Here is a 22,394-nt window from a genome sequence, read left to right on the forward strand (position 1 = left end):
GCAACATTGGAACTTCTGTTTCGTCATCAAGTGTACCATATATTGGAACTATTCTGCCTGTTAGCGCAACGCGGCAGCCGACGGCCGGCAGCCGCATTCTAGTTATTTCTTAAGCTATAGTGTCCCGTTAGCATTCCTGTAGAGCGTTAATTATCAGCTTTGCAAAAAAACGAGCGCCTCGGTACGATGGGAGTACGCAACGGGTCATAGCCCTTTAAATCCCATCATCCAGGAGGACGCTCTACTATGAAGTTTAAATCGCAGGACAAACAAAATCAACTCATTGAAAAAATTACCGCCCAGCATTTGGTCGTCGGAATCGACATTGCTCAACAAACACACGTCGCGCGTGCTGTTAACTTTCGAGGGATCGTGGTCGGTAATCCCCTATCCTTCTCGAATGATGAAGATGGTTTTCACAACCTTCTTCGCTGGATCCAGTCCCTGCAAGCCGCGCATGGTCTAACGGCAGCCATTGTTGGAATGGAACCTACCGGTCACTACTGGTTTAACCTATCCAGGTGGCTCTCGGATTGCCAATTTGAAGTCGTTCTCGTCAATCCACACCTCGTAAAGAAAAACAAAGAAAACCGCGACAATACACCATCTAAGAGCGATAAAAAGGATGCCCTGGTTATTGCAGACATGGTCAAAAACGGCTACTACTCGTTCATTCGCAACACTCCCGAAGCCTTTGAAGAATTACGTGTCTATCTCTCAAATCGTGACTCTGTCGTGACGAGACTCGTTAGTGCCAAGAATCAAATCCACCGGTGGGTCGACGTTGTTTTTCCTGAGCTGCGACAAGTATTCAAGAACATCATGTGTACCGGTGCATTGGCCACACTTCGTCTTTTTCCTACGCCCGATGAACTAAGAAAATTACTGCCCATTGACGTCGTTCGAGGTTGGAAGTCCCTTATGAAAAGGCATTCTGGTGAGCGAAAAGCTCGAGTTCTTATCTCTCTTGCTTGCAACTCTGTTGGTTCTAAACAAGCCACCCATGCCTACAAGCTTCATTTGAAGCAGTTACTCGATGAGTACGATCTTGCCTGCATGCAGCTAAAAACGGTAGAAAATGAGATCATTTCTGTTTTAGAGCGCATTCCTTTTGCGAAATCCATGCTTGCTGTTAAAGGGATTAGTGCCATTTCACTAGCCGGTATTCTAGGCGAGGCGGGAGATTTGAGTGGCTTTGTTCACGGGAATGCCTTACTGCGGCATGCTGGCCTCAACCTTGCAGAAGCAAGCTCAGGCAAATGGACCGGACAGATGAAGATCAGCAAACGTGGACGATCCCGTCTCCGACGTTTCATCTTCATGATGACCATGAGTTTGGTTGCGAACAATTCAGAATTTAAAGCCATGCATATTAACAACGTGCAGGTGAAGAAGATGAAGAAAATGAGATCCATAATGAAACTGTGTGGTAAGCTGGCTCGAATACTGGTTGGAATGGCTCGCCGAGGTGAAGCCTACAACCCTCATAAAATATTGCCTATGCAACTAGCTGCTTAACTTAAACCTACCGTTTCGTTGCACTAGTTTTGACTTATTCGCGGGATTTCAAAGAAAGCACGGAGTACCGGATATATTCAACCAAAGGGCACCGACCCGTACCGTTAGCAAGACCGGCCTCCACCCCTTGGACAGGCGTAACGAAGGAATGAGAGGGCATAGACCCGTTGAGACATGGGAGTGAAAACCTCCAGGGGCGGCGTGGAGAATGCGTGCAGTATATGGAATAATTTGGGTGGTTAATCTTACCCTGTATTTCCTTGCGCCTTCATGTTGCTCAGGTCTATTACGAGGTCCCTTTTCCTATCTTTCTGTGCTTCAAGAAAGGGTGAAATCCTGCGAATAAGCGAGAATTCGTGAGAAAAATATATCGTACCGAGGGAGCTGAATAAATAAAGATATTGATTCATGCCAGAACGTAGAAAGACCAACAAACGATGGTTTGCAGGGTCACTCCTCTTTCGTCGACTATTTCTCTTCGATTGGCGTATAAATCTCTAGCTCACTTTCAGGTGAAGTCGGATTAAATCTTTCGTCCATCAACTCCACTACCCAACCTATACTATGTTTGTAGCCATTCTCATCAATCCAACGGTTAAGAGAACCATAAGGTGTTGTTTGGGCTGCCGAGCTGGTAATCTATATTCATGAAAGTAATTGTTATAACGGCGGCGGCTGTCAAAACTCTCGCCAGCACGATCAATTTTCTCTGTAGCAATCTCATAAACACCCTCAATTCCGAATTTATTGTCCAGAGCACAATTGGGTCTCTCCTATTTGACTTATGAATAGGAAAAAAGTTGTAACACCTCTAATACGGCTTTCAATGTCTATATGTTCTTGTCGTCTGACAAATTGCGGCTACTCATCCCTTCCGATCAAGGAGCCATTAGTTTTTCATATAAAGACCAGCTTCAATTAAGCTTTTTTCTCCATTATGCCTTTGTCGTTTACTATATATTGATAAATTTCTCTTCCTAATGAAAACTTTTTGGCGTACCAAACTTCATAATGATCGATTTGATCTTCATCATTCCAATAGATAAAGAGTTGTATGTCGATATATCCTTCTTGCAATGCTTTAAGATCGCCAGTATTTCCTGTATAAGTATATCCATCTTCTTTTATTAGGTCGTATCTCCATATCTTATTTTCTTCGCTTTTATGGGAAGGTTCATTTATTAAACTTGTCAATTCTTGTTGATTCATTCCGATTTTAATATTATTCTTAATTCTGAAATTATAAGACTCGACAGTTGGTCCTGTAGGAGTTGAAGAAGCTTCTGAATTAAGGAATATCGATTGTTTGTTAGAATCATAATGGATTGTACCTCCTAATGTTTCTGTAACAAATCGGATAGGTACATAGATGCGTCCTTTATAATTCAAAACTGCATAATCAGCACGTGGAGTTTCTGTTTTTCCATTTACAATGAATTTTGTTGAGAATAAATCAACTTCAATTTTGCCTGAAGCATAAGCGACAGTTGATAAAGTTAAAACTAATGCGCTCATAAAGCCTAAAATAAAACTTCTCTTATTTTTCATTTTTCCAATCCCTTTCACAACTAATATTGTATAAAGGAAAAATCAGAAAACATGGGTACGAGAGTTCCCATGTTTTCTGAAAATTTATTATACTTTTCAATAACTTCTTTCTTCAACTTAATGAATTGTTGGTTTTCATCATCAAGTATATCGCTACTAGCTATTGACCTCATATCTCCATCCTCCGTTGCAGATGCAGATCGTCCTACTTCTTATCGTCCGTTCTTACCTCCCCTTCGATAGGTATGATAACGACGTTTTTGTATTGCGATTGCTGAGTGCGGTCAATCCGACCCAGCTCCATCCCCTTACCGCTAGAGTCAATCTTGCCGTATATGAGCAGGTCGTTCATCAAACTGTCGGCGAAGTATACTTGATTGCCGAGGACGTCCGGTTTCGTCCCCTTCTCAGTTATTTGGGGATAATTAAATGTGTCTTTCTGCCATTTCACTTCCGCTAAACCATCTTCGTTAATCTCCACATAGTTAGTTAATGACTTGTAATCAACCATGAAACGCATCGCCTGGCCTTCGGGAAACGTATAATCTGTCGTGAAGCCTTCTCCCTGAGGAGTTAATGCATCTTTGGCGTAAACCCGGGATAGACTGATCGCAATTGTACGCGCCTCTGTCAGATCGCCACTCATTAGCTTTTTGTATGCTTTCTGGCCAGCAGGCGTCCGGATAATCACACGCTTGTCCGCAACATTATATGTAACGTATGCTTTCAACGATTCGCTTATAAACCGCAGCGGCACATACGTGCGGCCGTCCTTGATTACAACTGTGGCATCAATGGCCGTCTTCTTACCGTCGACAGTAGCCATTTTCTCTCCCACTTTCAGTTCCACGATTCTGTTGTTATCCTTGCTCCGAGCAGAGACCGTTCGCGACTTGGCATCATAGGTATAAGTAAGCCATTCCGGATCATCGAGTGCTCTCAGCTGCACATACGTCCTTCCCTGTATGGTAATAGCGTTGTCTTCCATCATTCCGTTGATAAATATTTGGTTCGATACTGTCGTACTCGCATAAGCCGAAGATTCTACAGCCAACAGGCCACCTAACAAAGAGGTCACTACCAATAATTTCATCCGTTTTTTCATTTCTTCACTGCCCCCATCTTTCTAAAGTCCGTTCGTGAATTGTTTTCATGAATTGAACCAGTCTTGAGTATTTGTCACACAATACCCATGCAACCGATATTCAAATTTGAACACTCTGGTAAGATGTTAACTGCTTCTATAAGCAATAAAAAGCATTAATCAATCTTTAAGTCCGTCGAACCCGGCGCGATGCACCTTAAAAGCCTCTCGGGTTCGTAGATACATAAACGTTATCTGAAGGAGCATTAAAATAATCAACATCAAATCTTTAGTAACTGTATCCTGGAAGGTATTAATCTCATTTTTAGTGAATTCTCCATAACCAAAACGAACCATGAAGTTAAAATCGTCTCTTCCTCAATGTCAATCTTACCCTTAAGCTCGATATTGGAGCTTACCTCTAAATCTGTCTTCTCATCACAACCAGTGTTTATCAATAGTAATATTATTAACATTGAGGATAATCGCTTAACTTTAAACACCTCCAACTAATTTCAACTAAACTCATAGACGCAAACTGGAAATTTTTGTTGCACTGTCCTGTCCGATACTTTAACAAGCAAAAAAGGAGCTGCCTCCAAGCAAGCTCCTCAACTCTAGTCAAATCTTCTAGTTGCTATTAAATCCAAAGGCAAATGTTTGTTTATACTTTCTTCCATTTATTCGCTGAATCATTAAAGTATCCTGCCCGTTACTTCAACAAAGCAAAAAGGAGCTGTCTTCATGAAGCTCCTCAACTCTCGTTCCCAGTTAGCTTAATCATTATTAATTTCTGATTTAACCATACCGTAATGAACTAAATCTTCGTAAATTCCGGACTTTAAGATTTCTTTAGGCAAATTGTCTTCTGGCTTCATCCCAATTTTTTGCATAACCTTGTAAGACGCTGGATTCTTCGTCATGGCAGCAGCAAAAATGTGATTTAAGCCCAACCCTTCAAAACCAAATTTAACTATCTTTTGCGCTGCTTCTGTGGCATAACCTTGCCCCCAATAAGGACGACCTACCCAGTAGGCTAGTTCAGCTTGGTTTTCACTTTTTGAAACACGTAAACTTACGCCCCAATAAGCATCTCGTCTTCCTTTTTGACCATCGCGAAAGAATAAATATCCCCGTTTTTAGATGCGTTTCGAGTACGTTCAATCCATGCCTCAGCCGCACCATCAGGATATGGATGAGGAATAGAGAGGGTTGTCCGTGCAACGTCTTCGCTTCCTGCTAAGGCTTTAACTAATAAAGCATCCGAGGGTTCAAATAATCTAAGAGTTAAGCGGTTTGTTTGAAATCTAGGCTCCATACTTTGCCTCCCCAAAATATCCGGTTTAACGAAAGTAGCATCTTTTCAACTTGCCTGCTGTCGATGAGATCATATCGGGAATGAAACAAAGTTCTTGTCATTGTGTTTTGACAAGAACTTGATATCATAAATATAAAACCGCATAATTAGCGTCTTCTAATGTTACTATGTTTTTGTCACCCGACAATTCTCATATGATTTCTTAATCGACAACAGCTCTCCAGCTGAATATTTGACAGCGGAGAAAATTAATAGTGATTCGTAATAATCTGATTATTACGAATCATGGAAAAGGGGCAATAGGAACGACGTCTCTTGACGCTCCTATTGCCCTGTACTACGGTTTGATAATAAATGTAATCCAGTTATCAAAGAGAATGCCCACAAGTCAAAGATTGATTAATAATATAATCTTTACTCTCCGACTCACCAGTATTTCCAAGTCAAGTGATTGATCTTTTGGCGATTAATCTATGTCCCGAATAAATAAGCTGCATTCTTCTGCAATCTGGTTTAACTTAAATATATCCTCTGATCTTGTAGTGTAAATTGGGAGGGACAATTCTCCATTCCCTATGATTGCAGCGTTGAATTCCGGGATGAAAAAATCAAAATTTATTTTTTCTCTGATCATAAGTTTAAAAAAGAAATTTAATAATTGCTTGTTACTTGTTTTAATAAATTTCGTTTTAATCATATTTTTTAAAATTAATAGATGTTTAAATTCTGAAGCATCAACTTTTTCTCTTAAATAATCCAAATTTCTATATTCCCTTAGCAGCATAAAGAATCTTACAAAGATAATTTGATTATTATTTAGGTTTAAGACTTCATTGAAAAAAATTATATATTTGGGCTCATCCTTAACATTAAGATGTTTATTAGATAAAAGTGTTATTGACTCTTCTTCATTAAGTGATCTTGAATATCGGTCTAAAACACCCCATATTAAATTCCCCTTAGTCTCATCATCATCATCATCGTCGGACTCAATAATATTGAAAATCTTCTCAAGTCTTTTTGTTTCATGATCCAATAAATGATCTATCAAGATTTATCCTCCTTAATCCCGAAGAATTTTCCCTGTTTCTGTAATGATTTTTTTCTGGTTCCTTTAGGATCTTTTAATTTCTACTTACTACCTCCATGGGATTTGCCCTTAAGTTTATCTTTTTCAATACTCCATTTTGACTTAGGATCACGACGTTCCTGTCCATTTACGCGCTGACTAAACTTATCGAGATCTACGGTCTCATCATCTTTCAAAAGACGCTTTGGAATGCCAGAACTTAGGCTTGCTTTCGGCTTAGTCAACCATTGATAGGTTTTATAAATACCATACCCTAAAAGTATTCCCCCAGCAATGGCATCACCTATAGGTAAAGGTTATTGCAGCGGCGCAACTTAATGTTTACAACGCGCGTCTAACCATTAAATGTAAACCACCGCATTTAACTCAAAATTGTAGGAGGATCTTTTGATATGAAGAAAGTATTGTCGGTATTAGCCTTAGGATTGGGATTATTAAGTCATCCAATGACATCTGAAGCGGGTGCAGCTCCAACTCCTAAGAGCAATCTTAGTCAGGTTGAGGTGAATGTGAATGGAGATTTTATTCAAATGGATGTTCACCCGATACAAGAAGATAATAGACTATTTGTACCTATTCGGACGCTTGCATCCTTAGGCTTATCTTATGCTTGGAATCCTAATACCCATATTACGACCATACAGAACAAAAACGGGGATTACTTAAAAATTGAGGTGAACAGCTCAACAGCTTATAAAAATGAAAAGCTTATAAAAATGGACGCCCCTGCTAAAAACAAAGATGGCCGTGTGCTCGTTCCAATTCGTTTCGTTTCAGAATGCCTGGGTTATCATGTGCAATATGAAACAATACGGAAAATCGTTTTCATAGCATCAAGCGACTATACCTTCGATGTAAGTCGTCTCGAGCAAGATGACCTTCAAGTTGCACGAAAAGCAGCAATATCGCTACCTGTGACATCAAATTTTAAAACACTTCCTTTTAGTACTTACAAAAATCATAGTTACTACTTCCCTGAAGGAATAGCAACAACTTATCTTTTCAACGATGGTCATACTACTTCAGTCGTTGAAATCAAAGACGGAAAAGCAGCTCTGGTTGGACAGTTTGTCACCGATGATAAGGGCGGTACTACTCATGTAGCAGGTACCGTTGTAGAAAATACCGATCCATCGTTAGCACCTTATCCAAATAACTATGTACATTTCTATAAAGTAGATCAAGTAACAACAACATCTTATATTGAGGATATGGTTACAAAAGGAAGCTTTACGAGTCCAATAAAGATTTACTCCGATATTATTCAAAAAGTGCCTAATAATATGTAACACCTTTCCCAAACAAAACAAAAAACCAACAGGCCCTAATGGGCTTGTTGGTTTTTTGTCCTTATTGTTTCTTAAGAGATGCAATTAATTGACCCGGTGTACTTACATCAACGACATAGCCCATTGGCGTTCCCACATGAGGCCAGTTTCCTACAGGCCAATGCACTTCCTCCGAAGATGGGTTATTATCATTTGGATTCCATGGGGTAGGTGGAGTAGAGTTAGATTTTGTACAAGTCACCCAGTTGTTACTTGTATCTTGATACTGGAAGTTACTGCAGACAACTTGATTGTGGTAAGTACTCCATGGTGGTAACACGCCACTCGCTGGTAGATCTGGAACAGTTTTTGTATGACTAGAATCTGCATACTTTACAAAGTCTTGGTCACAAGCAGCCACAACAAGCCGTACATTATCCAATTTAGAATACTTCTTATCTTTTGGTGCAAGAAATGATTTCCGTATCACCCCGCCTGCTTTGAAATCCATTGAAGTCTTTGTGGAATTGAGACTTACTTCAATTGGGACGGTCTGACCTGGAGTGTATGACCAAGTATCATCTCCACCTTTATCTGTATTTTCCCAAGTATAAAACCAATGCCAATCGTTACCATGTCGTTCCCACTTTGTTGATACTCCACACTCAACATGTTCTTTTGTCCCGTCAGGATACATACCATCCACTGAGAGATAGAAGTTAACAAATCCATTAGCTTTCCCACCACCAATAGTAGTACGAAGTGTAGAATCAATATTCGTGGGAATCGTTACATTTGTTCTTACACCATTAATTCCTTTTGGGGTATACCATCGTAGTAATTTAGCATATTCAGTTTGACTCATAATATTAATCTCCTTTTTGGCGGCCATTGCACGCTATATATATTTTGTATACAATTCAGAATCTGCGGGGTGGTTCGATTGAGTTTCCCCTACCTCTATCGAACTTTTTCAACTCCTGTTTCGTATACTATAAAAGTGGTAGATGTAGTTCAAAAAACAACCTGTTATTTTAAAAAATACAAATAAAAATATGTCGTGAAGACAAAAGAGTATAAAAACAAAAAAAAGAGAGCACAACCCAATAAATAAAGCTGTGTTCCCTTTGTCTATTCGAATTGTGTAGTTATGTTTCTTTAGAAATCCCCTTACAGAAGGTTGTAAAATCTGGACTTTCAGATAAGTCATATGTAAGAATCTTATTGATAATGATTTCCACAAGTATTTGTTCTAGATCATCCTGACAATCAGCGTTGATATTCCGACGTTGACTTCGAATAGCCGGTGCAAAAGATTGAATGATCACCTTTAATGACTCTTGATCACCGTTTTGTGCGAGTTGTACTAAATCGAATAAATCATTAATCATAGACTCCCTCATTTATTCTCTTTATGATAATTAATAATCACTTCGGTCAAATGCGAGATACATTCGGTTAGTTGAACAAGTTTCTTTTCGAATCTTGTTAATAGATACCATGTAATTGCTGTAATTAAACCCGATATCGGTTGTTGTGCACTTTCCATACTCATAACTCATCACCTCCTCTCCGTCATACCTTTGCGAAGTTTATCTAGTGCAGTTACCCGAATCTTTCGAATCGCTTGAGGAGATACTCCGCATATTTTTGATATTTCGTTGTCATGATATCTCATGGCGTAGACTAAAGTTGTTACAAACTGTTGTTTAGCAGTTAATGTGGCGAAAGCTTTGGCCAGACGTTCATTAGAGATGGAATCCTGAAACTGCAGCGGGCTAGTGAAGTTTTTTTCATCGGGTAGTTGTGTGTGTTTATATTGAAGTAATTCTCCATAATTCGTGTTATCGGACTCATCGTAAGCCGGTTGATCAAAAACGAGTAGATTCCTTTGCTCATATTTTCTATGATTACGAAATTGATCTATGGAACAAAACTTAATGGTTGTAGAAAGATATTTAACAAAACGAATTCTAAAAAAATGTCTTCTGAATCTATCATCAATCAACAATTGCGCATCAATATCTCCATCAATGGCTTTGAGCAATAAAAGTACGTTCTCTTCCTCTTGAAAAAAATCTATAATCACTCGATCTAAAAACAATGTTTTATGACTTGCTTTATATCTACAAAAACATTCATTTTGTGCTGCAGTTAAACCCATTATCCTCACTCCTAAAATAAAGTAATCCCATACTTTTTAAAGTGTAAAAAATAAACATATAAACAACCTAATAAGAACAAATATTCGTATATATAGAGATAAAAAATGATCTCTCGTTTTCGCCCAAAGAGACCATACGTTCGCTATTTGTTTAATTATACCATGAATTTAGAAAATTTACCGACGTTTTTCGATACTATTTTTGTGATTGCAAAGGATAAATATAAATCCACCAATACTAGCTACATTAACAAGACCGCCCATAGTTTTTGCTATGGGCGGTCTTGTTAAGTCTGTCAGATTTAAATTATCTATCTAAGTATTCAGTTATCTATTGAATTCGTTAACTGTAAAGCATTATACTTGCTTTATTCGCGAAAGAGTTAACAAATCCTTTCAAGTAACCTGCCCGTTAGTTGAGCAAAGTTCAATGACTCAATCTTTTGCAGCCCAGTGACAAATAATAGAGGCTTAGCAATTGCTAAGCCTCTATTATGGTTTTTCCCTTTAAACTACACCTGCTGATTTAACTATCAAGATTTGTTTGTATCACTGTTTTTAACTCTTACGTAATTCTGTAGTGGTTCGTAAGTTACGCTATATCCCAGACTTTTGAACACATCACGCACAGGAATTTGTAACCCTAAATGTGATGCAATTGACGGTTTATTCATTGTTTTTATAACATCCCCAATACCAAAATTCTTCGTACCTTCCTCAAAAGAATAACTCGTCAAGTTATCGAATGTTACTTTTGTTTTTGTATAATTTGTCTCTATGGTCATACTATAAAGATCAACATCCAACGTATTCATTAAATCAGTAACATTCATATAAGCAGTGTTGTTAACTAACGTTGCATCAAAATCAACAATTCCATTGTGCTCAGTATCAACATACACTTTTAATGTATTTGTAGTGTTGTTAACTAACGTTGAATTGATATCATAAACGCCTTTATTCTCGGCATCATCATACACTTTTAGAGAATTTGTACCCTCGGCAGATACACTATTAACAATAAATAATGAAAAAACAGCCGTCAGGATTAATGCGAACAGGTTTTTATTTTTTTTCATTTCAAACCCTGTGCTATCAGTCTGGCACATCTACATACTGTGATGTCACAATATCTAACCGTCAAGTGAATGTTATTGAATAATAATGCATAGAAATCAGGGTTAAGCGAACGACCTGTTTATACGATCTATCCACACTTCAACACTAATTATTTATTCGGCATTATAATGGAAATTCCCTCCTATATCTACATTAAATATTCTTTTTTATTTCCTTTTTGAAATTTCTCATTCAACTAAACTGCCCGTTAGTTCAATGACCGGAGCGAATGCAAGCTTCCCCAGTCCGTACCAGTTACACTTCCGTAACCTTCATCAAACCGTTTTGTTCAGCTGTATTCATCAATTTAGCAATGGATTCCAGCGCAGTCTTGCTGAACATGTACCATTGCCCCTCCACAGCGTCAAAAACCAGCACTTTCGGATAACCTGCCAATTGTTCTTCCTTGAATCCGTTGAGCCCAGATGGATCATTCAAAACATAAGTATCAAATCGTTGGACACTATTTCCCGCCGCATCCAGAAAATCATATTGCCCGGTCTTCGCATACCACCCCAGAGTATTCCAATTGTCATACCACCCATAATTCGTCGGAGCATCCACCTTAGCACCTTTATTCGACTCAAAGAGCGCATAAATCTCTTCGTTATAACGCTTGCCACTGAACTGCTGCCTGTAGCCGCCTATTATCATGTGGTATTCATACTGCAGAGTTGTCACTTTCACGCCATTGATGATCAAGGGCGCGGTATCGACCATAACCCTACCGTTGCTGTAATTGACCGTACAGCCGAACGCTTCTGCTAGAAAGCGAAGCGGAACGAGGGTACGATTATTTTGGATGTACGGCTGCGCATCCAACTGCAACGTCTTACCGTCTTTCACTGCGGTACTGCTGTTCATTTTCAAAGTTATTTTCATGCCATCTCTCGTAATCGTCACTTCCGAGCCCGACCAATCGACCACAGCCCCCAGATTTTCGCTGATCACACGCAAAGGCACCATTGTACGACCGTTCTTCATCTCAGGCTGTACATCGGATGTGATCGCAACGCCATCCATAATAATCGGATGACTCTCTGCCGCATGAACAGGCACCGATGCAGCAATGAGGCTTAGAGCAAGTGCAGTGCTAAGAATAATTTTTTTCATTGTGTGAATTCTCCTCGTATATAAAGTTTTGCAACGTGCGATTAAAATCGCATGCTGATACTTCCTTGCCGTTAATTACGAGACCACTCATCAAGACAACTGTCCATAATGATAAAATGATAAGCTTCCTAACTGCTCCATTTCTCTATACTCCGCGCATAAAATCCCAAAAAAATCTCATTCCACATTTTTCCACATCGACTACTAATACGCAAATATTGATGATTTTGTTGCGCTAACCTGCCCGTTAGCCACACATGCAGCGCACGCGCCGCACCACAGATGATGAAATGGTAGGATCCGTCAATACTGCTACTACGGCTGGAGAGGAAGGTCGATGAACTATGGTGCCTATGAGCCCATCCGTTAGTCTGACTCCAACGACCACGGTGCATCACAGATTGTCGCTCCCTTTCGGGAAGCACTCATGGGAGATTAATCCTACTCTGGTTGCTGCACCAGCCTCTCTTTTGAATTAACGCCGTAGAAAGGGTGTTTTTCTATGGAAGTGGTTATTGAACGGGCCTGCGGTATGGATGTTCATAAAGATAATATTACCGCTTGTATCCTAACATCTAAGGGAAAGGAGATTCAAACATTTTCTACGAAAACGATGTTTCTATTACAATTAATCGATTGGATTAAGCAGAATGAGTGCACACATGTTGCCATGGAAAGCACAGGCGTATTCTGGAAACCCATTGTTAATTTATTAGAAGCTGAAGGCATTGAATTCTTAGTAGTAAATGCTCAACACATGAAAGCAGTCCCTGGTCGTAAAACGGATGTCAAGGATGCCGAATGGATTGCGAAACTTCTTCGTCACGGATTACTCAAACCAAGTTTCGTTCCAGATCGTAATCAAAGGGAACTGCGTGAACTTGTTCGGTATCGTCGCAGTATCATTGAAGAACGGGCTAGACAACACAATCGTATTCAAAAGGTTTTAGAAGGAGCAAACATAAAACTCGGCTCTGTTGTCTCGGATATTATGGGGGTTTCAGCTCGTGATATGCTTAATGCCATCGCAGATGGTGAAGATGATCCTGAAAAACTAGCGAACTTCGCTAGACGTACGATGAAACGAAAAAAAGATGATCTTGAACTCGCTCTCCATGGCTATGTAAATCCTCATCAACGTCTTATGATAAAGACCATATTAACCCACATTGATTTTTTAAATGAACAACTCGGGCTGCTGGATCATGAAGTAATTCAAAGAGTAACCCCTTTCGATGACGATATTAAACGGTTAGATTCAATTCCAGGTGTAGCTACACGAATGGCGGAACAAATCCTAGCAGAGATTGGGCTAGATGTGAAAAAACAGTTTCCAAGTGCAGCTCATTTATGTTCTTGGGCAGGACTTGTACCCGGCCACAACGAGAGTGCTGGAAAAAGGAAATCAACCAAAGCTAAGAATGGAAACAAATATGTGAAGTCGGCCTTAGTTGAAGCTGCTCACTCTGTTGCCGCTTCAAAAAACTATCTTGGAGCTATGTACAGACGAACGGCAGCACGAAAAGGTAGAAAAAGAGCAGCGATCTCGGTTGCCCATGCGATGTTGAGAATAGCCTACTATCTATTAACGCGTAAAGAAATGTATGTGGATTTAGGCGAAGATTATTTTGATAAACAGAAGCAACAATCTATTGTTCGATATGCAGTGCGACGGCTCGAAAGCTTAGGTTATTCAGTAGCAATCTCTGAAGTTTCTTAATTCATCTACTTTCGAATACCACATAAATTAAAGCGCGTACTTATTTTAAAAAATGAATGTGCTGCGTCTTCTTTACTGCTGCCCTTTTCTGCAACTGCAGATTTAATTTTCATGGGAGTTTAGAAAAAGCAGCCGATCACAAGAAGCCACGGTTCTTGTAGCCGCCTGCCATCCTGGCACACCACAATTTGGCCTAAGCCACCTAGAGAAGTCCGTTATCGATGAGCAGGAATGGCAATATCATAATCCGAATTACTCGGATGTCCTATTTTTAGATGCAGGTTTTGCAATAATTTCCTCTAAATCGACCACAAAAAAACAAGCCGGACAAATCTCGGCTTGTTTAGGCGATCGTTTATTCGGAGTACTGTAGGGCTCCAACATATTTCCAGATCATTCATTGCTTAGGCAGCACTTTCAGGCGCTCAAACTCCTTGATGGTTTGGGCATCGTCAAGAAATATGTTTTTTCCTCCAAGCTCGGAACCCATGGCCAGCTTATCCCCGGATGCTCTGTAAATGCTGACCGAATCGCCGGTAGAAAAATTTACTGACATTCCATGGAAGAACGTTTCCGGAAATGTCCGGGGCAGCGTAACTTCAACGCCTTCTGCGGTGATTTTCTTGAGGATGCGGCAAACCGTGCGGATCCCTTCCTGATCCTGCTTATTTGTTCCGATCAGCGGTTTATACATGAGATCCCCATCCTGAATATCTACAGACACGACCGTATCGGTAGAGCATGAGGATGCCAACTCCTGAAAGCTGCGCTCCTTGGGAAGCGCCTTTCGTTCTTCTTCATAAGACGGTCGTTCGTAGGACAGTCGTTCTGATTGGCCGTTGTTGTTTTGGAACGGACTGAGATAAGCGAAATCCAAAATGCCGTGCCCCACGTCCTCGCCAAAGCTCAACGAATCCCCAGGATATGGCGTCTGGTTGTCATGGGCATATGCCAAATCTTTTCCGGTCAGGAGCTTATCGGCCAGGACTACAGTAGAGTTGTCTTTCAGGTCGATAAGTGTCAGCAGGCCGCTACGGTTGGGTCGGACTACCAGAAAATCGGTACCTACAGCCTGGACGCCGAACACGTCGTCCTGCTGGGTCAGCTCCGGCAGATCATAAGTTGAGACGACTTTCCCTTCATCGTTATATACCAACACGATCTTGCCGTCCGTCAGCACCGTATATTCAATCCAGCCGTTTGGATCATAGACCTGATAATACGACGTATTTGGCTCATACCGCTGGTCATAAGACGCATACTTATGCTCGACAATCCGGTTATCGCGGATCAGAAGAGTGTAGACTTCATAATGGGGATGGGGACTTGCATATCTGTCCACTAATGTCAGCACCGTATTCTTACCTTGCCTGCTAGGGCCCTGAACAAAAACCGTACCCTCCAGCTGCGCATCCAGCTTGCCCATGGAAAGTACATCGGACTGTTCGTCTTTGGCCATATACAGGTCATGGGTCGTACGATTCAACCATATCGCCAACGGGTTCAGCTTGAGGTAATCGTTCGGCTTCGTCATGCGTACATTATGTGTGGCCGCCTCCCATTTAACTTCCGCTCCAACAGCCTCCGAGAAAAAGCGCAGCGGTACATACACACGCCCATCAACCATTCGGAGGGGCGTGGACAGAGCGACTGGCTGCCCATTTACGGCTGCGCTGGTCGAGCCGAAGGGAATTTTAACCGTGAGTTCTGGATACCTCATCGTCAACGTTTTGGCCTGTGTGTTCCAGGACACCAAGGTTCCAAGCAGTTCCCCGATATCCCGGACAGGCAGATAAACCGCACCTTGGTCTAGGAAAGGAGGCGTTTTCGTCTTTGCCGCTTTTCCGTTAATCGTGATGTTAATGTCGTTTTTTACAGATGTAGCGGGGGCTTCGGATTTGTCCGCGCTTACGGGTAGCGCGATGACAAATGCTGCAGCCGTGGCCAGAAGCGTTGCCGGCAGAAATGAAGACCATCGTAATTTGAAGCGCATCTCGCAGGAAAACTTGGTTTTTAGGTTTTTAATCATCTGTACATTTCTCCTTTAAGGTGGTTTAAAAAAAAATTAAATTAATGCATTCATTCGTTTTTCGATATCATCCAGTTGGTCAACATTAACTAATATAATTTCTACTTTCCGATCTTCAAGGTCTATCGTGTCCCGTTAGCTTAATCCACTAACCTGTATTGTTTATTGTTCATTATATTTTTAACAACTAGTTCAATGGCATCAACACTATTGTGTCTTGTATCTAGAAGATGTTTAGCATCTAATCCTGATTCCTTGAACTCATCAATTAAAATAAGACACCGTTCTCCCATTTGATGCTCTGGTTTTCTAAGTTGGTCTCTTCTTAATAGGGTTTCAGGGTCTACCCACAATACAGTATAAACAACATTTACGGATAACTCCTTTAGCCTATCTTTCAACCAATAAGCTTCACTTGGGAAAGTAACGTAGTCTATTACTACGTCGATTCCATTGGAAATGAAATTTTGGGTTAAACTCAAGATATTATTCCAAATAAGGGATAACTCCTGTTCACTCTCCCAAGGTTTCTGGCGACCGTTAACATGCATATGGCTTACATAATCCCCTGAAATATATGCACTGTTTTTTAAGGTGCGAACCAATGCCTTTGATGTTGTTGACTTCCCAACTCCTGCTGGTCCTGACAATATATAAACCGATTGCATTCTAATCCCCCTTTCTAACGCACATTTCTTTATGGATAATCTTACCACATAATTAAGGGGGAATCATTGATCTAAACTGCCCTTTAGCTTAATGAAATAAGGAGCAGCTGCCGCGGCTAACTGCTCCTTCAATCTGATGGATCGACATTGAACCGCTTCAGCTCCGCGCTCGAGTCATCCAACCGGGTCCGAGGATCTCCTCCGCTTCGATTCCCCACACCACTAGCTACTCTTTGCCGTACCTTTTTTTCACGCCATCGACTTCGACTTCAATGCCGATATCGTTCGACCAGCCATAGAAAGCCTGTTCCATCTAGCAAGGTCACCAGATCTTTCTGGTGGACCTCATTTTTGTGTGGTCGTAAGATGATAGCGGTAGCCGGGGATCGAACGTTTCTGCCCGTGTGACTTGGATCCCGAGATCTATTCTGTTCATCCCCCCTACTTGTTCAACCATGGTTAGGCTGGTTGGGACGTTGATCCCGTATCACATGCGATAGTGTAGAAGACAAGAAAGTTAGGGGTTGCCGGTGAAAATACTACAGGAGTGATGTAATGAATCCAGTCATTGGTTTGGATGTCTCCAAGGGAGAGATCCATGCACAAGCTTTTTTAGACCGTGGAGTACCTCACGGGAAGATCTTTAGATTTAATCATGATCTACTTTTTTAAAGTATCCACTCCTGGAATCTGGCATTAATAATTAAATATTGACCAAGCTATTAGCTGGAATAGCTTAGTCAGTAAGTTCAGATCCCTTCCACCTAGGTTCACCTAATCGATCGAACTGATAAAGAAACAATAAATATAAGCGCACATTGCGGATGGCCCGTAAAGTGCGCTTATTATGATTATATCGACGAATCTAGGAAGGGCTCAATTAAGAAAGAAATTAACCACCATTTGTTGTTTTGAAATAATTGAATAGAATATATTTATATTCTCCATATTCGTCGCCAGAAATCCTATCTAGTAGTACTATTTTATGTTTAAAAACTTCACCAGGTTTAATATCTACTCGATTAATTCCCGGGGGCCCATATCCAGGGATATAATTCCTTGAGACTTCAAAAGTTGAGAACTTAGGCTTGATATAATAAACAATGTTTCTATCCAACTGATTTTCTTTAATTGTTGCAGTTGAATCATTTAATAGTTCGAGTTCTATTATATTTCGAAAATTACCCTTTTTTTTGTTATTTTCAATATACTTCAGTGATTTTGGAATTATTTTTCCATCAAATATATTATCATAATTTTCCATTTCATCGAGTAAAGATAGGCTTTCATCCTGAAGCATAGTATCGTTCTTTAGCTCTACTAGATTATTAAGTTTATCATAACTAATTGAGATCTTAAGGAACTCGGAAATAAATCGAAGTGGAACAAGAACTGTCTTATTTACTAATAGCGGTGGCGTTTCAATACTAGTTTTTTGGTTCTCATTAATAATGACTTCTGTACTATCTAATTTTAATCTAATTGATTTACCACTCTCCTGAATTGTGATTGACTTCTCATTACTATTCCATTGTACCTTCTTACCCATTAAATCACCAATCATTCGAATAGGTATGAATACTTTGTCATTCTTAATGACTGGCATTTCTTGGTTAGAGTAAAGCAAGTAAGAATTATTAAATTTCAATAGTATATTACCAGTTTCGTATATCCCGGCATTTGCTTCCATTGGCTTGAATGAAAGAACTATGAAAAGCATAGAAATTACTAGTGGTATTAACTTTTTCATAAATACCTCCGTTAATAAAGAATAAAAAGAAATAGTCAGCAAAAATGCTGAAAGATTCACGGTCTGTGTGCTTCCCGAAGTGTTTTGAATGGTCAGGTTGAACTTGTAGATACCGCGGTAAGCTGCTAAATTGGGCAATGTGCCTGGGAAAATGGCTGGCTCATCAAGGATCGATACGCTGTTGGATTTGCCGCTGCTACCAAGGGTAAGCGTGGCGTTACTTCCTTGGACATCGGCATAGTCCCATGTTCCCCTTGGATGCGTTTTGACAGAGCTAACCACAGCCCCTTCGATAGGCAGACCTGATGGTTGAACTATAGTTTTCCGTTAGCGGAACACTTAATATACTTTTTTATTACTTTCCTCCAACATGAAACACACCAATTATGGTTTCACCATCGACGTCATACAGCGGAATATCACGACCACCTGGTGATCTCCTTTTCTGTATCGCAATGGCTTCCTCGGGTGATTTTGGTAGCTCACCGTCTAAGTCTTTTTTCAGCACATATCCTGCAGTGCCATCCACACCTATAGCACTGATTAATTCAGGTTCCGTTTCTGGAGAAGTAGTATCTGCGCTAGAACCGTATGTCTGTCCGTTTATATTTTTAGGATAGTTCATATTCTTAGCGCCAATATGAAAAGAACCAACTATGGTTTTCCCATCAACATCATACAGTGGGACATCGCCAGGTTCACCGAGATAATCTTTTTTCAGCAAATACCCTTTAATGCCATTCACACTTCCTGCATGGATTAAATCAGGTAGCATTTCAACGGAGGTGGCTTCTTCAGCAGAACCATATGTCTGTCCATGTTCATTTTCAGGATAGTTAGGAGAATTTGTGTGGCTTTGATTAGTCGTACTTTTAGCATATGTGCTTTGGAATACCATTACACCTCCCACTACACAAACGATAAAAACCACACCAATCAATATTCTAATGCCTTTAGAATACATCCTCACATTTGTTCACTCCTAAAAGTTTTCTCACTCTTCACTCTATAGCCGTTGTCCCGTCTGTTTCACTTCTTAAACGACACCAAATAATGGAAAGTTGCACTAATCTGCCCTTTAGCTCAACAAGCTGCCGATATTCTCGGCAGCCTGTTGTCATGGACGTGTCCCGTTAGCGTAATCATTTTTCAGGAGCTCGGAAACCAAACAACTAAACCGATTAAACATAATAGAATACCTACGATGAATGGGGAATCGATAAATACACCTTGTACAACTTTTGCTCCGAAAGGATTTGAGACCTGTATTGCAAAAGATATAGAGGTACCTGAAAACATTAGCATTCCGCCAATTATTATTCTTTTCATAATAGAGCCTCCAATTCGCGATGACCTCAATGCGATTATCTGCACTCCACTAACTTAACACAATTTATTTCTCAAAATATACCATATTTAACTTCAGTTCACAAACAGTTCGGAGAAGAGAGAAGGAGCATCGGACTATCGTGTCCCGTCCCTCGGTTTTAAGGGTTTATCTCACATATACTCACTCATTCGCAGGATTTCATAACCTTAGATCGGATCAATCTCAGGAAGAAACGTAGAGGATGCCGGTTGAGGTGATGGGCTGGACATGCGGGAACAGAGGAACTATCAAGCAAATATTCCCCAGGCTGTTTCTACTGCACGCATACTCAACAAGATCCCTGGAGGTTCACCCTCCCACAACTCAACGGGTCAATGCCCTTACATTCCTTCGTTATACCTGCCCAAGGCGTGGAGACCGATAGCGTTTATCGGATGGGTCTGAGCCCTTTTGGGACACGAACTCGGTCCTCCGTGCTTTCTTTGTGAAATCCTACGAACGAGTCAATATACGTGATGCTATTAACTTAAGCTGCTTCCGCCCAGGTCAGAACGGTTTTCTCTGGCGTGAACATTTCTCCGCGTTGAACAATACCAACTAGAATTCGTGCTAGTTTTCCTAATAGCTTAAATATGGATTGCTGCTTCTTCATCTTCTTTTCTTGCAAATTGTGCTCATGCAATTGGCGGAAAACTGGATTATTCCAAACGAGCTGAACGGTTGCAAGATAGAGATAATTTCGCAAGGAAGAGTCCCCTCGTTTCGAAAGAACAATGCGCCCTTTTCACTTTCCGGACGTACTTTCTGCCAAATTCAAGCCAGCTTTCCGCAGTACCTGACGTCCATGCGCATACTGCCTTAAATCCCCTGTTCCAGCTAATATAGCTGCGGTAAAAATCTTCCCGAGACCTTTTATAGTTTTCTGATTATTTAGGTAAGCCTGGATTTTATTATGGCTTTGACACATTAGGTAAGGTCTATGATTGGCAAATTAATGATAACGGCATCTTTACATTTGGCTATCAACGCTCTGGCGATCTAAACTCTGATGAAAGAAAAAAAACGTTTGGTCATTATAGAATCGAGCTAAAGGGGCATCACCATGAGCTTGTAACGCCATAAAGTAATTGGCTAGTTGAAGTTCTAATTGTTTAGAACTTTAACTAGCCATTGTTTTTTTAAAAAATATTGAAGGTTCTTTTCCCTAGTCACCCTCCTCCATCTTGATTTAAGTTACTTCATAGTAATTCACTACTACAAATTAGCATAATGACTCCAACGAATTGCCCGTTCTACGTTACTTTTAACAACTGAAATGGCTGGACCATAACAAATAGCACCCCACAATTAGCTAATCGTAGGGTGCTTTCCCATTCCATTATCTTTTACAGGGATAGACTGATCGCAATTGTACGCGCCTCTGTCAGATCGCCACTCATTAGCTTTTTGTACGCTTTCTGGCCAGCAGACGTCGGATAATCACACGCTTGTCCGCAACATTATATGTAACGTATGCTTTCAACGATAACCGCAGCGGCACATACGTGTGGCCGTCCTTAAGAAAAGTATTGTTACAACTAAAAAGGCTGAGAAATAAGGTCTGAACTTCTTCATAATTGGCTTCTCACCCCTTGTTTCTAAAGATAGCAGCTAGACGACCATCGATTTGGAAATCAACAATCTTGTAGAAATCATTGTCCGAACCTACTTGCATTGTGAAATAGCCAACCAGACGTTCTCCTTTTGGATTAACCCATTCTTTAGGATATTTTTCTTGTGGTGTCCAGCTTTTTACTCCGTACTTCTTAATAATTTTAGAATCTACTGGTTTAGAGTATAAAAGATTAGGTATCATAGTGCTGCCTTTAAACTGCAATATATCAATTTTTTCTTTTCTAGATGCAATTGTGAAATCAGTGAATATGTAGTAATAATTGTTTAGAACTCTCTGATCTTTATCAAAAAACATTCTCCCATAAAGCGACATGTGATTGATATCTTTCACTTTAACTACAATCATTTTGTGTATTGTAATTGTACCACTATTATTTTTCATCGTGATAGGTTGGTCAATAATATGGTTAAAAGGTCTTTTGGGATCCTCTGAGTAGTTCGCAATCGAGAAAATATTTGTTCCTCTTGCTCCGACCTCTCTCATTTCAGTCAAATCTGAGTATTCAGCAGGATTCGATTTCTCCACATTAATATATCGAATAAGAAGTGTTGCTACTTCGGCGCGAGTCGTTTTGTCGGCTGGTTTAAAAGAACCATCCGGCATACCAGTCATGAGACCAGTTCCATATGCGACTGCTACGTATGGAATTTGGTCAGCAGGTATTCCGCCTTTGTAAAATTCCGTGACTGGAATGACTGTATTTGCAGTATCTTTCAAGGCGGTGGAAAAATCAGTATTTGCGTGAGTAAGACCACTTGTCATCCACTTAACCATTTCCGCCCTAGTCATTTGAGTATTAGGTTCAAATCCTTTCTTATAATCTGCTGGATTAATAAATCCCAGATCAACAAGCGTGTTGACCTCATTCATTGCCCAATTAGATGACATATCCGGAAAATAAATTGATGAGTTCGTTTTCTTGTCTTGACTTGTTGCACGATAAAGCATAGTTGCAAATTCAGCACGAGTAACATTGTCTTTTGGATGATATCCACCATCT

Annotated in this window: 18 protein-coding genes and 2 pseudogenes; 3 read left to right on the plus strand and 17 right to left on the minus strand. The window is 40.3% G+C overall.

Annotation, left to right across the window (positions count from 1 at the left end; translation table 11 throughout):
- Positions 1–246: 246 nt before the first annotated feature.
- Complete coding sequence (locus AC3WU2_RS23205; RefSeq protein WP_492457368.1) at positions 247–1,518, plus strand: IS110 family RNA-guided transposase; 1,272 nt, start codon at positions 247–249, stop codon at positions 1,516–1,518.
- A 918-nt stretch (positions 1,519–2,436) separates the two neighbouring features.
- Here the strand turns inward: AC3WU2_RS23205 and AC3WU2_RS23210 are convergent.
- From AC3WU2_RS23210 to AC3WU2_RS23230, 5 genes and pseudogenes are all read right to left on the minus strand, one after another.
- Positions 2,437–3,066: a stalk domain-containing protein gene (locus AC3WU2_RS23210; protein ID WP_492457369.1), complete on the minus strand. Its 630-nt coding sequence runs from the start codon at positions 3,064–3,066 to the stop codon at positions 2,437–2,439.
- Between the two features lie 205 nt (positions 3,067–3,271).
- A complete protein-coding gene (locus AC3WU2_RS23215) occupies positions 3,272–4,171 on the minus strand; it encodes a copper amine oxidase N-terminal domain-containing protein (RefSeq protein ID WP_492457370.1) in 900 nt (299 codons plus the stop codon).
- 755 nt (positions 4,172–4,926) lie between these two features.
- Positions 4,927–5,157: pseudogene (locus tag AC3WU2_RS23220) on the minus strand (GNAT family N-acetyltransferase); the annotation flags it as partial.
- Between the two features lie 68 nt (positions 5,158–5,225).
- The gene (locus tag AC3WU2_RS23225) at positions 5,226–5,468 is read right to left on the minus strand and encodes a GNAT family N-acetyltransferase (protein ID WP_492457371.1); all 243 of its coding nucleotides are present in this window, start codon (positions 5,466–5,468) and stop codon (positions 5,226–5,228) included.
- A gap of 466 nt (positions 5,469–5,934) precedes the next feature.
- Positions 5,935–6,519 (minus strand): hypothetical protein, encoded by a 585-nt coding sequence (locus AC3WU2_RS23230; RefSeq protein ID WP_492457372.1) that lies wholly within the window; start codon positions 6,517–6,519, stop codon positions 5,935–5,937.
- Between the two features lie 431 nt (positions 6,520–6,950).
- Between AC3WU2_RS23230 and AC3WU2_RS23235 the strand changes: the two genes are divergently transcribed.
- The gene (locus AC3WU2_RS23235) at positions 6,951–7,847 is read left to right on the plus strand and encodes a copper amine oxidase N-terminal domain-containing protein (protein WP_492457373.1); all 897 of its coding nucleotides are present in this window, start codon (positions 6,951–6,953) and stop codon (positions 7,845–7,847) included.
- 61 nt (positions 7,848–7,908) lie between these two features.
- Here AC3WU2_RS23235 and AC3WU2_RS23240 read toward each other — a convergent pair whose 3' ends face one another.
- The 6 genes from AC3WU2_RS23240 to AC3WU2_RS23265 form a co-directional block, all read right to left on the minus strand.
- The gene (locus AC3WU2_RS23240) at positions 7,909–8,691 is read right to left on the minus strand and encodes a hypothetical protein (RefSeq protein WP_492457374.1); all 783 of its coding nucleotides are present in this window, start codon (positions 8,689–8,691) and stop codon (positions 7,909–7,911) included.
- 283 nt (positions 8,692–8,974) lie between these two features.
- The gene (locus tag AC3WU2_RS23245) at positions 8,975–9,217 is read right to left on the minus strand and encodes a helix-turn-helix domain-containing protein (RefSeq protein WP_492457375.1); all 243 of its coding nucleotides are present in this window, start codon (positions 9,215–9,217) and stop codon (positions 8,975–8,977) included.
- 8 nt (positions 9,218–9,225) lie between these two features.
- Positions 9,226–9,381: a YvrJ family protein gene (locus tag AC3WU2_RS23250; protein ID WP_492457376.1), complete on the minus strand. Its 156-nt coding sequence runs from the start codon at positions 9,379–9,381 to the stop codon at positions 9,226–9,228.
- A 6-nt stretch (positions 9,382–9,387) separates the two neighbouring features.
- On the minus strand, positions 9,388–9,990 hold the full coding sequence (locus AC3WU2_RS23255) for a sigma-70 family RNA polymerase sigma factor (RefSeq protein ID WP_492457377.1): 603 nt from the start codon (positions 9,988–9,990) through the stop codon (positions 9,388–9,390).
- A 533-nt stretch (positions 9,991–10,523) separates the two neighbouring features.
- Positions 10,524–11,069, minus strand: a complete 546-nt coding sequence (locus tag AC3WU2_RS23260; RefSeq protein WP_492457378.1) for a hypothetical protein — start codon at positions 11,067–11,069, stop codon at positions 10,524–10,526.
- Between the two features lie 295 nt (positions 11,070–11,364).
- Positions 11,365–12,222: a copper amine oxidase N-terminal domain-containing protein gene (locus AC3WU2_RS23265; RefSeq protein ID WP_492457379.1), complete on the minus strand. Its 858-nt coding sequence runs from the start codon at positions 12,220–12,222 to the stop codon at positions 11,365–11,367.
- A gap of 502 nt (positions 12,223–12,724) precedes the next feature.
- Here AC3WU2_RS23265 and AC3WU2_RS23270 point away from each other — a divergent pair.
- Positions 12,725–13,942 (plus strand): IS110 family RNA-guided transposase, encoded by a 1,218-nt coding sequence (locus AC3WU2_RS23270; RefSeq protein ID WP_492457380.1) that lies wholly within the window; start codon positions 12,725–12,727, stop codon positions 13,940–13,942.
- A 397-nt stretch (positions 13,943–14,339) separates the two neighbouring features.
- Here the strand turns inward: AC3WU2_RS23270 and AC3WU2_RS23275 are convergent, their stop codons facing one another.
- The 6 genes and pseudogenes from AC3WU2_RS23275 to AC3WU2_RS23300 form a co-directional block, all read right to left on the minus strand.
- A complete protein-coding gene (locus AC3WU2_RS23275) occupies positions 14,340–15,971 on the minus strand; it encodes a copper amine oxidase N-terminal domain-containing protein (protein WP_492457381.1) in 1,632 nt (543 codons plus the stop codon).
- Between the two features lie 140 nt (positions 15,972–16,111).
- Entirely contained in the window at positions 16,112–16,639 is a 528-nt protein-coding gene (locus tag AC3WU2_RS23280; protein ID WP_492457382.1) for a P-loop nucleotide/nucleoside kinase family protein, read from the minus strand.
- Between the two features lie 892 nt (positions 16,640–17,531).
- Positions 17,532–18,671: a copper amine oxidase N-terminal domain-containing protein gene (locus AC3WU2_RS23285; RefSeq protein ID WP_492457383.1), complete on the minus strand. Its 1,140-nt coding sequence runs from the start codon at positions 18,669–18,671 to the stop codon at positions 17,532–17,534.
- Between the two features lie 73 nt (positions 18,672–18,744).
- A complete protein-coding gene (locus AC3WU2_RS23290) occupies positions 18,745–19,353 on the minus strand; it encodes a hypothetical protein (RefSeq protein WP_492457384.1) in 609 nt (202 codons plus the stop codon).
- Between the two features lie 892 nt (positions 19,354–20,245).
- A pseudogene (locus tag AC3WU2_RS23295) lies at positions 20,246–20,641 on the minus strand (transposase); the annotation flags it as partial.
- A 702-nt stretch (positions 20,642–21,343) separates the two neighbouring features.
- Positions 21,344–22,394, minus strand: a 1,051-nt coding sequence (locus tag AC3WU2_RS23300) for an S-layer homology domain-containing protein (protein ID WP_492457385.1), incomplete at its 5' end; no start/stop codon positions are given.

It is taken from the genome of Paenibacillus sp. EB106-05-06-XG162 (assembly GCF_058791655.1).

What these genes read in the sequence shown, in the direction of transcription:
- AC3WU2_RS23205 (WP_492457368.1), top strand. Translation starts at nt 247, where the DNA reads ATGAAGTTTAAATCGCAGGACAAACAAAATCAACTCATTGAAAAAATT.
- AC3WU2_RS23210 (WP_492457369.1), bottom strand. Translation starts at nt 3,066, where the DNA reads ATGAAAAATAAGAGAAGTTTTATTTTAGGCTTTATGAGCGCATTAGTT.
- AC3WU2_RS23215 (WP_492457370.1), bottom strand. Translation starts at nt 4,171, where the DNA reads ATGAAAAAACGGATGAAATTATTGGTAGTGACCTCTTTGTTAGGTGGC.
- AC3WU2_RS23225 (WP_492457371.1), bottom strand. Translation starts at nt 5,468, where the DNA reads ATGGAGCCTAGATTTCAAACAAACCGCTTAACTCTTAGATTATTTGAA.
- AC3WU2_RS23235 (WP_492457373.1), top strand. Translation starts at nt 6,951, where the DNA reads ATGAAGAAAGTATTGTCGGTATTAGCCTTAGGATTGGGATTATTAAGT.
- AC3WU2_RS23240 (WP_492457374.1), bottom strand. Translation starts at nt 8,691, where the DNA reads ATGAGTCAAACTGAATATGCTAAATTACTACGATGGTATACCCCAAAA.
- AC3WU2_RS23245 (WP_492457375.1), bottom strand. Translation starts at nt 9,217, where the DNA reads ATGATTAATGATTTATTCGATTTAGTACAACTCGCACAAAACGGTGAT.
- AC3WU2_RS23250 (WP_492457376.1), bottom strand. Translation starts at nt 9,381, where the DNA reads ATGAGTATGGAAAGTGCACAACAACCGATATCGGGTTTAATTACAGCA.
- AC3WU2_RS23255 (WP_492457377.1), bottom strand. Translation starts at nt 9,990, where the DNA reads ATGGGTTTAACTGCAGCACAAAATGAATGTTTTTGTAGATATAAAGCA.
- AC3WU2_RS23260 (WP_492457378.1), bottom strand. Translation starts at nt 11,069, where the DNA reads ATGAAAAAAAATAAAAACCTGTTCGCATTAATCCTGACGGCTGTTTTT.
- AC3WU2_RS23265 (WP_492457379.1), bottom strand. Translation starts at nt 12,222, where the DNA reads ATGAAAAAAATTATTCTTAGCACTGCACTTGCTCTAAGCCTCATTGCT.
- AC3WU2_RS23270 (WP_492457380.1), top strand. Translation starts at nt 12,725, where the DNA reads ATGGAAGTGGTTATTGAACGGGCCTGCGGTATGGATGTTCATAAAGAT.
- AC3WU2_RS23275 (WP_492457381.1), bottom strand. Translation starts at nt 15,971, where the DNA reads ATGATTAAAAACCTAAAAACCAAGTTTTCCTGCGAGATGCGCTTCAAA.
- AC3WU2_RS23280 (WP_492457382.1), bottom strand. Translation starts at nt 16,639, where the DNA reads ATGCAATCGGTTTATATATTGTCAGGACCAGCAGGAGTTGGGAAGTCA.
- AC3WU2_RS23290 (WP_492457384.1), bottom strand. Translation starts at nt 19,353, where the DNA reads ATGTATTCTAAAGGCATTAGAATATTGATTGGTGTGGTTTTTATCGTT.